12 protein-coding genes are annotated in these 13,240 nt (G+C 41.3%); 10 read left to right on the top strand and 2 right to left on the bottom strand.

Going from position 1 to position 13,240, the window contains the following annotated elements; genetic code table 11:
* The first annotated feature begins 11 nt into the window (after window positions 1-11).
* Window positions 12-404 carry a kinase-associated lipoprotein B gene (locus ACRRMM_RS13515; RefSeq protein ID WP_041091822.1) on the top strand — a complete coding sequence of 131 codons (393 nt, stop codon included), beginning with the start codon at window positions 12-14 and terminating at the stop codon, window positions 402-404.
* Here ACRRMM_RS13515 and kapD read toward each other — a convergent pair.
* A complete protein-coding gene (gene kapD, locus ACRRMM_RS13510) occupies window positions 401-1,018 on the bottom strand; it encodes a 3'-5' exonuclease KapD (RefSeq protein WP_025207898.1) in 618 nt (205 codons plus the stop codon). The genes ACRRMM_RS13515 and kapD overlap by 4 nt on opposite strands.
* Window positions 1,019-1,236: 218 nt before the next feature.
* On the opposite strand from kapD, the gene ACRRMM_RS13505 reads away from it, so the two are divergent.
* From ACRRMM_RS13505 to ACRRMM_RS13495, 3 genes are all read left to right on the top strand, one after another.
* On the top strand, window positions 1,237-2,415 hold the full coding sequence (locus ACRRMM_RS13505; protein WP_220482436.1) for an MFS transporter: 1,179 nt from the start codon (window positions 1,237-1,239) through the stop codon (window positions 2,413-2,415).
* A 108-nt stretch (window positions 2,416-2,523) separates the two neighbouring features.
* Window positions 2,524-4,425: a transglycosylase domain-containing protein gene (locus ACRRMM_RS13500; protein ID WP_428828582.1), complete on the top strand. Its 1,902-nt coding sequence runs from the start codon at window positions 2,524-2,526 to the stop codon at window positions 4,423-4,425.
* Window positions 4,426-4,443: 18 nt separating this feature from the next.
* Complete coding sequence (locus ACRRMM_RS13495; RefSeq protein ID WP_035389247.1) at window positions 4,444-4,854, top strand: thiol-disulfide oxidoreductase DCC family protein; 411 nt, start codon at window positions 4,444-4,446, stop codon at window positions 4,852-4,854.
* A 42-nt stretch (window positions 4,855-4,896) separates the two neighbouring features.
* On the opposite strand, the gene ACRRMM_RS13490 is transcribed toward ACRRMM_RS13495, so the two are convergent.
* Window positions 4,897-5,454: a YufK family protein gene (locus ACRRMM_RS13490; RefSeq protein WP_017367952.1), complete on the bottom strand. Its 558-nt coding sequence runs from the start codon at window positions 5,452-5,454 to the stop codon at window positions 4,897-4,899.
* A 185-nt stretch (window positions 5,455-5,639) separates the two neighbouring features.
* On the opposite strand from ACRRMM_RS13490, the gene malK reads away from it, so the two are divergent.
* The 6 genes from malK to ACRRMM_RS13460 all read left to right on the top strand — a co-directional run bounded on the left by malK (window position 5,640) and on the right by ACRRMM_RS13460 (window position 13,113).
* The gene (malK, locus tag ACRRMM_RS13485; RefSeq protein WP_008345824.1) at window positions 5,640-7,241 is read left to right on the top strand and encodes a malate sensor histidine kinase MalK; all 1,602 of its coding nucleotides are present in this window, start codon (window positions 5,640-5,642) and stop codon (window positions 7,239-7,241) included.
* Window positions 7,234-7,941 carry a response regulator gene (locus ACRRMM_RS13480; RefSeq protein ID WP_035389249.1) on the top strand — a complete coding sequence of 236 codons (708 nt, stop codon included), beginning with the start codon at window positions 7,234-7,236 and terminating at the stop codon, window positions 7,939-7,941. Before malK ends, ACRRMM_RS13480 begins: the two co-directional genes overlap by 8 nt.
* A 395-nt stretch (window positions 7,942-8,336) precedes the next feature.
* Window positions 8,337-9,419 (top strand): BMP family lipoprotein, encoded by a 1,083-nt coding sequence (locus ACRRMM_RS13475; RefSeq protein WP_047945344.1) that lies wholly within the window; start codon window positions 8,337-8,339, stop codon window positions 9,417-9,419.
* 159 nt (window positions 9,420-9,578) lie between these two features.
* Entirely contained in the window at window positions 9,579-11,114 is a 1,536-nt protein-coding gene (locus tag ACRRMM_RS13470) for an ABC transporter ATP-binding protein (protein ID WP_008345830.1), read from the top strand.
* Window positions 11,107-12,153 carry an ABC transporter permease gene (locus tag ACRRMM_RS13465; RefSeq protein WP_428828583.1) on the top strand — a complete coding sequence of 349 codons (1,047 nt, stop codon included), beginning with the start codon at window positions 11,107-11,109 and terminating at the stop codon, window positions 12,151-12,153. Before ACRRMM_RS13470 ends, ACRRMM_RS13465 begins: the two co-directional genes overlap by 8 nt.
* Window positions 12,154-13,113 (top strand): ABC transporter permease, encoded by a 960-nt coding sequence (locus ACRRMM_RS13460; RefSeq protein WP_008345835.1) that lies wholly within the window; start codon window positions 12,154-12,156, stop codon window positions 13,111-13,113.
* Window positions 13,114-13,240: the final 127 nt, after the last annotated feature.

Below are 13,240 nucleotides of genomic sequence, written 5' to 3'. Positions count from 1 at the left end.
AGGAATTTCATATGACAGACATTCAGATTGGACAAATCGTGAAAGGTTTTTACAAAACAGGTGTTTACATTGGGGAAGTGACAGCCATTAAACCATCTACTTATCTCGTTCAAGTAAAAGCGGTTTTAACACACCCCACTCAAGGTGACCTGCATCATCCAAAAGAAGCGGACGTACCTTTTTTTCAGGAAAGACGGGCTTTGGCCTTTAGGGAACAGACGAACATCCCTCATCATATGGTCAAGCCTTATGATGGCGACATACCTGATTATCAAGTATCACTGAAAGACGCCGTAGACAAATTGAAAAAAGGGCTCAGTGCGGATGATTCCAAGTGGGCTGAAAAATCAAGAGCGTGCCTCTCTTCTCTTGAAAAAGATTATTTTCCAGAAGACGCCCGCTAATCTGCCGAATCAAAAAAGTGAGAGAAGTCAATGAGTTCACCAATTTTGGTTGTTTGCGGATTTTCCACATAGGATCGATCTTTTTCAAAAAGGGTGAACAGCTGATAAGTGGTCATGGCATCATCAAGTGCTTTATGATGCTTACCAGCTCCTTCACTGCCGTACTCCTTAGCTGCTTTCCGAAGTCCTGTGAGTGTTCTATCCCCAAAAAAGGTTTTATATTCAAAAGCCAGATCCCTTTGATTCCCCTTAAAAGGAAAACCAATATGATTGAGCATACAGTTTTGCTTCAGTACCTTCATGTCCATATTTCCCCATGTGATAATCTCACAGTCTTCTCCCCCATCGAGTGACACGAGCTTCTCGATAAACGTCTCAAAAGAAATCCCGCTTTCTACATCCTGCTGCGTAATGCCAAGAAACGATTTACAGCGCTTTGTCAGCTTCGGGAACTTTTTCGGTTTGACATAGCTTGAGAATGTGTCTATGATCGTTTCATTTGATGCTTTAACGACACCGGCTTCAATGATTTCCGGGAAAAAATTTTGCGGATGATATTTCCCATCAGGCATCGTAAATTCAAAATCGACCACTAGCAGCGTCTTCTGTTCCATCAGTCTCACCCCACTTTCTCGTCTGTTTTCCATCCTGCTACTATTATATTAAGACGGACTTTGAAATCACTTCATTTTCGTGAAAATAATGCAGATTCACTATGCCCAACCTATTCATCAGATGAAAGATCGTTTATTTTCCTTTATAATTATTAAGGAACACGAAATAAATAAAGAAGGTGGTCTTTATCACAAACAGGAAGAAAAACTTGTACATCATGTGGTTTGTGAACTTTTTTGTATCTGCCAGCATTACAATGATCGTCCCTTTTTTATCACTTTACATAGAGTCTCTTGATAGCAGTTATTCGAATGAATTTGTTCAAAGATGGAGCGGCTATGTCTTTGGGGTTACGTTTTTAACAGCCTTTCTCATTTCTCCAATTTGGGGACGGATTGGTGACCGGCATGGCTATAAAAAGATTTTGCTCATTAACGGCATTGGGATTGCAACAAGTATTTTATTAATGGGGCTTGTTCAAACCGTTTATCAACTATTTGCGTTAAGGCTTTTCATGGGGCTTGTGACAGGCTTTATTTCGACTTCGATGGCACTGATTTCTGCACAGACCGAAAAGGCAACAGCCGGTAAGACCCTTGGTACGATGCAGATGAGTAATGTCGCCGGAGGGTTATTCGGTCCATTAATGGGTGGATTTATGGCAGACAGTGTCGGATTCATTTATACATTTTTCTTAACAGCTGCTGTCATATATGTGTCAGCGATTGTCATTATCTTCGGTGTGAAAGAACAGCCAATCCGTTCAAAAGAAGCAAAACGGGTTTCTTACTCACGGAAGGACGTCCTTGTCCATATTTTCAAACAGCCTTTACTTGTCGTCACCATGCTTCTCACATTTATTACGCAAGTCGGGAACTTTAGTATTCAGCCGCTTTTAGCCTTGTACATTCATGATTTACACGGCCCAGTCAACCTTGCCTTTTATGCAGGACTGGCGTTTTCTGCAACCGGGCTTGGCAATTTGCTGTTTACACGGAAATGGGGAGACCTTGGAGATCGTATTGGTCACGATAAGGTGCTGCTTGCCCTTCTCATCCTCTCCTCCATTTTATTCATCCCGCAAGCGATGGCGGATTCCTACGGGATGTTAGTGATCTTCCGTTTCTTATACGGGATGGCACTAGGCGGCATCATTCCTTGTACGACGGCCTATATTCGCATCAAAGCGCCGGCCTCTATGCAAGGGGAAGTGCTTGGTTACAATGTCAGCTTCCGCTTTCTTGGAAATGTCGTCGGACCCGTCATAGGCGGTATTGTGGCGAGTCATTACGGAATTCCAGCTGTCTTTTATGTCACCGCCGGCATTTTCCTTTTCGGGGCATTATTTTTATGGGCGGTCCGCTCACAATCAAAGACAAAAGAGAGGAGTGTCTGATCCATCATCAGATACTCTTTTCTTCTGTCTAAATGCCTTGTTTACTAGACTTCACGTCTATTCTTTTCTAAAAATAACCTTCTCGTAATCGCAAAAGAATGGTACGATATGGCTAGAAATCCGAAGAAAGTGAGTGACCTCATGTTTCGTGCAATCATTGGTTGGTTATTACTTGCTGCCCTCATCCCATTATTTGTTCTGACTTTTTATCTATCAAAGGAAGAAGCCGCAAGTGTAAAACCTGTTAACGAAGTGCTTGATCAAAAAATCAAGCTGGAAAAGGTAGACTTTTCCCAAAACAGTTATATGTATGATCGAGATGGTTCTCTTATCTCTGAGATCGTATCAAACGATGAGAACCGTGTTTTCGTGAAGTACGATAAAATTCCTGATTCCGTCAAGGAGCTGTTCCTCCGATCAGAGGACCGCAACTTTTATGACCATAAAGGCATTGACTTTATGGGCGTGATTCGTGCCCTTGCTGCAAATGTGAAAAACCATGGCATTAGCCAAGGCGCCAGCACCATCACACAACAGTTATCCCGTAATTTATATTTAAGTCATGAACGTTCATTCAGCCGAAAGTTTACAGAACTGCTCTATTCCTATGAGCTCGAGCGAAAATTTACAAAAGAGGAAATTCTCGAAAGCTATTTAAATACGATTTATTTCAGTAACGGGGTTTACGGTGTCGGTTCTGCGGCTAATTACTATTTTGATCAGCCTCTTAGTTCTTTGACACTTGCACAGATGGCATTTATTTCTGCGATTCCTAACAACCCTACGCTGTATGACCCATTGAAACAATTCAAACATACAAAGAAACGCCAGGAACGGCTGCTTGGTATTTTAGAAAAAGATGGTGTCATTACTAAGAAGCAATACAAAAAAGCAGTGAAAGAAAAAATCAGCTTGTCCTTAAGTGAAAAGAAAAATCTTTACCCTGACTATGTGACCTACGCCAATGAAGAATTTACCGATCTGGTGTCTGATCAGGAAGGCTTTACAAAACGATTGAAAAAAGCCAAAACAGCTGGCGCAAAAAAGGCAATTCAAAAAGAATTATCAGAAAAGGTCAGTGCATTGCTTCAAGATGGTGTGAAGATTTATACAGCACTAGACCCTTCCTTACAACAAAGAGCGGTCTATCAGCTCAATGCACAATTGCCTTATCAAGGTGTGGAAGGCGGTTCAGCAGTCATTAACCACCAAACCCATCAAATCGTCGCACTTGCTGGCGGGAAGAACTATAAAAAGTTTGATTTCAACTACGCCTATCAAGCGCAAAGACAACCAGGTTCCGCAATTAAGCCGCTGTTAGATTATGGCCCTTATATTGATCAAACCGGTGCCACGGCATCAAGCAAAATCAGTGCCGGCAAGTTTTGCAGTAGCGGATATTGCCCGCAAAACTATAATCATAAAACGTATGGAACTGTAACACTTGAAACAGCCTTTAAGAACTCTTACAATACACCAGCGATTCGTATGCTTGATACAGTCGGTGTCAAAAAAGGCTTCAGCTATTTAGAAAAGTTCTCATTCGAACATATTGTCGCAGATGATTACCGCCTCCCTTCTGCACTTGGAGGATTTACAAAAGGCTTCTCGCCGCTAGAAATAACCGATGCCTATACCGTGTTTGGCAATCAAGGTGCCTATACGCGAAATCACTCCATTACAAAGGTCACAGACTTAAACGGCAAAACCCTTTACAAGTGGAAAGAGTCGCCGAAACAAATCTACTCTCAGCGTACAAATGAAACAATGCGCAAGCTGCTTGCCTCTGTTGTGAAAAGTGGAACAGGGAAAAAGGCGAATTTCAATTCTCCTTACATTGGGGGAAAAACAGGCACATCCAATGACTACAAAGACATTTGGTTTGTTGGCCTGACAGATCAATACACAATGGGTGTATGGGTCGGAAGAGATAGAGGAACCGTTGAATCGATTTATAGTTCAAGCCCGCACTTACGTATTTGGAAACAAACTATGCAATACGCTAGATAAACAGGAGGATTGATTGCAATGCATTCAACACAACCCTCTCACTTCATTTTATTTGACGGTGTCTGCAACGTGTGCAGTGGTGCTGTTCAGTTTATCATCAAGCGCGACCCGAATGAGCGGATGATGTTTGCTTCTTTACAATCAGATACAGGGCAGCGTGTTTTAAAAGAAAACGGCTTGCCTTTAGATGAGTTCAATTCATTCATTTATATTGAAAATGGGACCCTTTATATGAAGTCAACAGGCATCTTAAAAGCCGCACGGCATTTAAAAGGGATATACAGATGGAGCTATTTACTCCTCGCGATCCCTCGTCCAATCCGTGACTGGTTTTATCAGCTCATTGCAAAGAATCGCTATAAATGGTTTGGTCAAAAAACATCCTGTATGATGCCTACACCAGAAATTCAGAAGCGGTTTCTTCCATAAAAAAGCATCCTCCATCATCGGAGGATGCTTTCTTTCGTCTGATTAAGCTGGCAGACTCGCCATCACACTGTTATAAAGCTTAATAAATAAGTACAAAATGCCAATCAAAAACGTGGCCCAAAACAGCAGATTAAACATCATAAACCCAATTAAATTCAGCATGGAAAGTGATTGATAAATGCGTACCACAACCCAGATAAAATAGACGAGACTTGCTAAAACAAAAAGCCCAACAAGCAAAATAAGCTGCTGCGTCAATAGAAATGCAAGTAAGCTGGCAAACAAATAGACAACCGATGCAATCCGAATTTTCTTTAAGTTCTCCCCTTCAGGGTCCTTTGCAAAAAAGAGCAGCGCCAACTCTAACACCGTATCTGCAATGAGTTTTAAAGCAGATAAAATCATAAAATAAACAAGTGCAAATGCGGCAAATAAAGCAAGACGAATGCCCTGTTCAGAGAAAAATTCCAGCATTCCTTTTAAAATCCCTGCTTGGGTCAAGAAGTCAGTCGTGATACCTACTGTAAAAATAGAAAAGGCAGAGCTGAATAGCAAAATCGAAATCAGCGGAAAATATCCAGTCAAATATGTATTTTTCATAAATAGATCCTTTCTCATAAGCTCATTTTTATTATGGCTCACTTAAAACGGATTGACAAGATGCTTTCCAAGTAAACTGGAATCTAAATCAAATTTGTGATTTTGCACGTACATTCCTTCACAAACTTACATTTTCCCGTTAAAGTATTACTATTACGAAAAAATTGCGCGTTAGGGGTATACTCGTGAAAAAAACTTTAAGACTGCAAACACGGCTGACGATCTTTGTCTGTATTGTTGTCCTGATCTCCCTCTGTATCACATTCTTTACGATCTGGTCAGAAACAGCCAAAAATATTCATCAGCAGGAACGTGATATCGCCCTCTCCACTGCCAAAATGGTCGCAGAGGCTCCGATCACAGCGAAATCATTGGAAAAAGATCAATCATATACAGCACTACGGAAATATACAACCAATGTGCAGCGTATCACCAAAACCGAATTCGTTGTCGTCATGGATATGAACGGTATCCGCAAAACACATCCGAATCCGCAAAAGATTGGGAAGCGATTTGCTGGCGGTGATGAAAAACCGGCATTACAGGGTAAAGAACATATTAGTACCGCATCTGGAACACTTGGCAAGTCCATGCGTGCCTTTGTTCCTGTTTATAACCAAGATGGCAAGCAGCTCGGGGCTGTGGCAGTTGGGATTACATTAAAGGAAATTGATTTAATTATTCATCAAAGCCTGCTCCCGCTCTACTTTGTCACATCTCTAAGCCTTTTATCTGGCATTATCGGCGCACTCATTGTGGCACGTAAAGTAAAGAAGATTATGTTTGGACTAGAGCCAGATGAAATTGCCACCTTATTAAAAGAACGAAGCGCTATGCTAGAGTCAACAAAAGAAGGCATTCTTGCTGTCGATCAGCACGGTAAAATCAAGCTGGCAAATGCAGAAGCTAAACGCCTTTTTCATAATATGGGCATTATGGTTGACCCTAGAGAACAAGATGTACAGGCCCTTCTACCTTCAAGCGGCTTAAAGCAAGTAATCGAAACACGGAAACCGCTGCTTGATCGCGATGTCAGAATGAACGGACTAGAGCTTGTCTTTAATGAGGTACCGATTACGGTAAAAGGAGAAATTGTCGGAGCGATCGCAACCTTCCGTGACAAAACAGAAGTCAAACACCTGGCTGAGCAGCTGAGCGGGGTGAAGATGTATGCCAATGCACTTCGTGCCCAGTCACACGAATTTATGAACAAGCTCCATGTCATTTTAGGATTGGTCCAGCTGAAGAACTATGATGACCTTGGCACCTATATTAAAGATATTGCGATTTATCAGCAGACAGAAACAAATGAAATCATCAACCATGTGAAAAACTCAGTCTTAGCCGGGTTTTTACTAGGAAAACAAAGCTACATCAGAGAACAAGGCGCAGCTTTAGAAGTCAATTGCAGTACACAGGTACCAAACTCGGAGGACCCAGCAGTCACACATGACCTTATTACGGTCATCGGTAATCTGTTAAATAACGCACTCGATGCCGTTTCCCATACAGAGAACAAAAATATTTCCATCTCATTCAGATATGTCCAAGAGCAGCTTCATATTGAAATTACAGACACAGGTGTCGGTCTGACAAAAGAAGAACAGGACATTATGTTTGATCAAGGCTTTTCAACAAAAGGAGAAGACAGAGGTTTTGGCCTTTACTTTGTTGACCAAAGCATCAAAAAACTGAACGGACATATGATCGTCACAAGCGAAAAAGGAGAAGGAACGACCTTTAGTCTCCGTATTCCATATAAACAAAAGGAGGATTCACATGATTAATGTGTTGATCGTAGAAGATGACCCAATGGTCGGGGAGCTGAATAAACGCTACTTGACCCAAATAGAAGGATTTGAATTAAAAGGGATTGCCACCTCATTTCAAAAGGCACTAGACATCTTAAAATCAGAAATCATTCACCTTGTATTGCTTGATATTTATATGCCTGGACAAAATGGGCTCGCCCTATTATCAGAAATTCGTGAGCAAAAGCATTCCGTTGACGTCATCGTCATTTCAGCTGCAAATGAAGTGGATGTCGTACAGCAAACGATGCGAAACGGAGCTGTCGACTATTTAATCAAACCTTTTGAGTTTGAACGCTTCCAATCAGCACTGGCAGAATATAAAAGAAAACATGCCCTATACCAAACGATGAACAGCATCTCGCAAAATGATTTAGACGCGAAGCTTTTTCATAAAAAAGCAGAGGCGGAAAAAGTCCTGCTGCCAAAAGGCCTGACGAAGAGCACACTCAAACTCATCTGGACAAGCATTCAATCATTCGGTCAGCAGGCTTTCACGACCGAAGACCTAGCCAATCATACTGAAATCTCCCAAGTTTCGATTAGAAAATATTTGAAATTTCTTGAGGATATCGAAGTGGTTGATGTGGAGATGGCATACGGGACAATCGGCCGCCCTGTTTTCCAATATAAACTGAATACAAGCAACATGAATTTGATTCAGCAATATCTTTAATTTGACACATCTGACCTTTCTCAAAGGCCAGATGTTTTTTTATGGCATACGATGTCACAAACCCCTTGATATCAGTGGTTCCACTGTAGTAGAGCACATCATAAAAGCGGCATTATATCATATTTCAGCACATAAAAAGACATCGAATTTAGCCTTTTAACATTTTTTTAAAAATAAAACAAATTTCTATTTATTTATTCGATGGGAAATGATAAATTATGATTGATTAGTTCAACGAGATATAAGTCTGATGTCTTACATCTTCTCTCCTGTTTCCATCAATTTTAAAAGAATGCAGGATAAAATACCCTTTTCACAAGGATAGGAGAAGGCAAGAGTCGGTCTTTTTTCGCGAGACTTTTCTGAAACTTTTAAATTTTATAGGGGGTTATGTTTTGAAGAAGCGCAAAATTGGACTTGCATTGTCCTTAGTCGTAGCAGCAGGAACCATCCTTGGAGCATGCGGCAACTCTGGCTCAAACAGCGGTGAAAACAAAAAAGATAAAGATCAATTCACTGTTGCAATGGTAACTGATGTCGGTGGTGTCGATGACAAATCGTTTAACCAATCTGCTTGGGAAGGTTTACAAGCATTTGGGAAAGACAACAATTTAACAAAAGGTAAAAACGGCTTTGATTACTTACAATCTAAATCAGACGCTGACTATACAACAAACTTAAACACACTTGCTCGTGAGAAATTTGATTTGATTTACGGAATTGGTTTCTTAATGCAAGATTCTATTACTGAAATTGCTGATCAACGTAAGAAAAACCACTTTGCCATCGTTGATGCAGTTGTAAAAAAAGACAACGTAGCAAGCATTACATTTAACGAAAATGAAGGTTCATTCCTTGTAGGTGTGGCAGCGGCTCTTTCTACAAAATCAAACAAAATTGGTTTTGTTGGCGGCGTTGATTCTGAATTAATCAGAAAATTCGAAGTTGGTTTCCGTGCAGGCGTTGAAGCAGCTAATCCAAAAGCAAAAGTTGAAGTGAAATATGCTGGTGCATTCGATAAAGCAGACATCGGTAAAGCAACAGCTGAAAGTATGTACAAATCTGGCGTTGACGTCATTTACCACGCAGCAGGCGGAACTGGAACTGGTGTCTTCACAGAAGCGAAAAACCTGAAAAAAGCTGATCCTGACCGCAAAGTGTGGGTCATTGGTGTTGATAAAGACCAGTATGACGAAGGTAAAGTACCTGGAACAAAACAAAGTGTCACTCTTACTTCTATGATTAAGAAAGTAGACACAGCGGTACAAGACTTAACAACAAAAGCAAAAGAAGGTAAATTCCCTGGTGGCGAAGTCATCACGTACGGTCTGAAAGAAGGCGGCGTTGACATCTCTCCATCTCAAGAGAATCTTGATAAAGATGTATTGAAGAAAATCGAAGAATGGAAACAAAAAATCATCAAGGGTGAAGTGAAAATCCCTGCAACACGTGATGAACTAAAAGATTTTAAAGCTTAATTTGTGCATCGGGATAAGCGCGTCTTATCCCCTTGCCTCTCCTTTACCTCCTCTTTATTCGTAAAAGGTGGTAAAAGAAAAGCTGCAGCCTTGTTTTGCAGCTTTTCTTTTGCTAGTTTTTATCTTCATCAGCACCCTAAAAAAGGAGCGGTTAAACCTGTGGATTATGTCATTGAAATGTTGAATATACGCAAAGAATTCCCTGGCATTGTAGCAAATGATAACATTACGCTACAGCTAAAAAAGGGCGAAATTCATGCGCTGCTTGGTGAAAACGGCGCTGGAAAATCAACGCTTATGAACGTGCTTTTCGGACTTTATCAGCCTGAAAAAGGTGAAATCAAGGTACACGGAAAACCGGTTACAATCTCAAGTCCAAATGATGCAAGTGATTTAGGCATTGGAATGGTCCATCAGCATTTTATGCTAGTTGATACATTTACTGTGGCTGAAAACATCATTTTAGGAAAAGAGCCAAAGAAATTTGGAAAGATTGACAAAGAACAAGCCATTCAGCAAGTGCAGGAACTTTCTGACCGTTATGGACTGAAAATAGACCCTGCCGCTAAAGTATCTGACATCTCAGTCGGTATGCAGCAGCGAGCAGAAATCTTAAAAACACTATACCGCGGCGCTGACATCTTGATCTTCGACGAACCAACAGCCGTCTTAACACCTCAAGAAATAAAAGAACTCATACAAATTATGAAAAACTTAATCAATGAAGGCAAATCCATTATTTTAATTACCCACAAGCTAAAAGAAATTATGGATGCCTGTCATCGCGTGACCATTATCCGAAAAGGGCAAGGTATTCGTACACTTGATGTGGAACACACAAACAAAGACGAGCTTGCCAGCTTAATGGTCGGCCGAGAAGTCTCATTTAAAACAGACAAAAAAGCAGCCTCCCCTGCTGAAGAAGTCTTGCAAATTCAAGATCTCACTGTCAAAGATGCGCGAGGAATTGAAGCTGTGAAACAACTCAATTTATCAGTGAAAGCTGGTGAGATTGTTGGAATTGCGGGTGTAGACGGAAATGGTCAATCTGAATTAATTGAAGCCATTACAGGTCTGAAAAAATCCGAATCTGGCACGATCATGCTAAACGGGAAAGCCATTCAAAATCTCCCGCCTCGTAAGGTCACAGAATCTGGTATCGGTCATATTCCTCAAGACCGTCATAAGCACGGACTTGTCCTTGACTTTTCAATTGGAGAAAATATTTCCTTACAAACGTATTATCAGCGTCCATATTCGAAGTTTGGCTTGATGAATATGAAAAATATTTATCAAAAAGCAAAACGAATCATTGCTGAATACGACGTACGGACACCTAGTGAATATACAGAAGCACGTGCGCTCTCAGGCGGTAACCAGCAAAAAGCCATTATTGGCCGTGAAGTGGACCGAAATCCTGATTTATTAATTGCTGCACAGCCGACACGTGGACTTGATGTCGGAGCCATTGAATTTGTTCATAAACGTCTGATTGAACAAAGGGATTCAGGCAAAGCTGTTCTGCTCATCTCCTTTGAGCTTGATGAAATTATCAATGTCAGTGATAAGATTGCTGTGATTTTCGAAGGCAGCATTATTGCCATTGTTGATCCAAAAGAAACAACAGAGCAAGAACTTGGTCTGTTAATGGCTGGAAGTACGCAACAGGAAGTGGGGAAAGAAGCAAATGTCTAATCGCTTAACAAATCTGCTGATTCCGCTTATAGCCATTGTACTTGGTCTTTTCGTTGGGGCCATCATTATGCTGGCAAGCGGTTATAGTGTCATCGAAGGTTATAGCGCCCTTTGGAATGGCGTCTTCGGTGAAACGTATTATATGGGAGAAACCATCCGACAAGTCACGCCTTATATTTTATCAGGACTTGCTGTTGCCTTTGCATTTCGGACAGGCCTCTTTAATATCGGGGTAGAAGGTCAAATGCTGATTGGCTGGGTAGCTGCTGTATGGATCGGCACAACTGTCCATGCACCTATGTATATCCATCTGCCTCTTGCACTGATCACAGCAGCAGTTGCTGGTGCATTATGGGGCTTTATTCCCGGATTTTTAAAAGCTCGTTTTTACGTACATGAAGTCATTGTCACCATCATGATGAACTACATTGCCCTTCATGTCACAAATTATTTGATTTCAAATGTCTTAACAAACAATAAAGATAAAACAGAAAAAATTGATGCAACAGCTTCCCTTCGATCTGGTTTTTTTGAGCAGATCACTGATTTCTCTAGAATGCATAATGGGATTTTTGTTGCCATTATTGCGGCTGTTGTCATGTGGATTATTATCCAGAAAACCTCTAAAGGGTTTGAATTACGCGCAGTTGGGATGAACCAGCAGGCCTCTCATTATGCTGGGATGAACGTTCGACGCAACATCATTTATGCGATGCTCATTTCTGGTGCCTTTGCAGGTCTTGCAGGTGCGATGGAAGGACTCGGAACATTTGAATATGCTTCGATTAAAGGATCATTCACTGGCGTTGGTTTTGACGGAATCGCTGTTGCCTTATTAGGCGGAAATACAGCTGTTGGTGTCGTCTTAGCGGCATTATTGCTTGGTGGATTGAAAGTCGGTGCTTTAAACATGCCGCTTGAATCTGGCGTACCGACTGAGGTCGTTGATATTGTGATTGCGATCATTATTCTTTTCGTTGCCTCAAGCTATATCATCCGTCTTGTCATTCAACAATTGAAGAAAAAGGGGGGAAAATAAGTGGGATTTCTGCAAATTCTTGAAATCATCGTCCCAGCTACACTCGTTTATGCTGCACCACTTATTTTAACCGCTCTTGGAGGCGTCTTTTCAGAAAGATCAGGTGTCGTCAATATCGGTCTTGAAGGTTTGATGGTCGTCGGAGCATTTTCTAGTATTATTTTTAACTTAATGTTTGCTGATACGTTTGGTGCCTTGACCCCGTGGCTCGGTCTACTTGTTGGTATGGCCATTGGCGGCGTGTTCTCACTCATTCACGCTGTTGCCACTATTACGTTCAGAGCAGATCAAACGGTCAGTGGTGTTGCGATTAACATGCTTGCCCTTGGTGCTACGCTGTTTGTTGTCAAACTGATTTATGGAAAAGCACAAACGGATAAAATTACAGAACCTTTCTATAAAGGAGATATTCCCCTTTTAAGTGACATTCCGATCATTGGTGATATTTTCTTTAAAGATGTGTATTATACGTCCATTCTCGCATTGGTTCTTGCGGTTGTCGCTTGGTTTGTTTTATTTAAAATGCCGTTTGGCTTGCGACTTCGTGCAGTCGGAGAGCATCCAATGGCAGCTGATACAATGGGAATCAAGGTATACCGAATGCGCTATATCGGCGTCTTCATTAGTGGTCTATTTGGCGGTCTTGGCGGAGCTGTGTATGCATCGACCATCGCTCTTGATTTCTCACACGCCACCATTACAGGACAAGGCTTCATTGCGTTAGCCGCCCTTGTTTTCGGGAAATGGCACCCATTTGGCGCTATGGGCGCTGCTTTATTCTTTGGATTTGCACAAAGCTTAAGCATCATTGGCTCTCTGCTTCCGCTGTTTCAAGATATCCCGAACGTGTACATGCTCATTGCACCATATGTGCTGACGATCCTAGCTCTTACTGGCTTCATTGGACGAGCAGACGCTCCAAAAGCACTTGGTACTCCTTATTTAAAAGGAAAACGATAAATAAATACCATGTATGATCACTCCCCTGAAGGACAAACTATCTTCAGGGGATTTTTGTATGATAAAAACGACAAAACCCCCGTTTATTTTACTTTTATTACACTTAATTTAGTTTAATAAATAGATG

Origin of the sequence: Bacillus sp. XT-4 (genome assembly GCF_050864245.1) — a bacterium.
In the GTDB taxonomy this organism is placed as follows: domain Bacteria; phylum Bacillota; class Bacilli; order Bacillales; family Bacillaceae; genus Bacillus; species Bacillus altitudinis.
Note: the sequence above shows the minus strand (reverse complement) of the source record. Positions and strands in the feature narration are given on the sequence as shown.

Coding starts and splice junctions, on each gene's coding strand:
- kapD (WP_025207898.1), bottom strand. CDS start 1,018: ATGGAACAGAAGACGCTGCTAGTGGTCGATTTTGAATTTACGATGCCT.
- ACRRMM_RS13500 (WP_428828582.1), top strand. CDS start 2,524: ATGGCTAGAAATCCGAAGAAAGTGAGTGACCTCATGTTTCGTGCAATC.
- ACRRMM_RS13505 (WP_220482436.1), top strand. CDS start 1,237: ATGTGGTTTGTGAACTTTTTTGTATCTGCCAGCATTACAATGATCGTC.
- ACRRMM_RS13480 (WP_035389249.1), top strand. CDS start 7,234: ATGATTAATGTGTTGATCGTAGAAGATGACCCAATGGTCGGGGAGCTG.
- ACRRMM_RS13495 (WP_035389247.1), top strand. CDS start 4,444: ATGCATTCAACACAACCCTCTCACTTCATTTTATTTGACGGTGTCTGC.
- ACRRMM_RS13515 (WP_041091822.1), top strand. CDS start 12: ATGACAGACATTCAGATTGGACAAATCGTGAAAGGTTTTTACAAAACA.
- ACRRMM_RS13490 (WP_017367952.1), bottom strand. CDS start 5,454: ATGAAAAATACATATTTGACTGGATATTTTCCGCTGATTTCGATTTTG.
- ACRRMM_RS13465 (WP_428828583.1), top strand. CDS start 11,107: ATGTCTAATCGCTTAACAAATCTGCTGATTCCGCTTATAGCCATTGTA.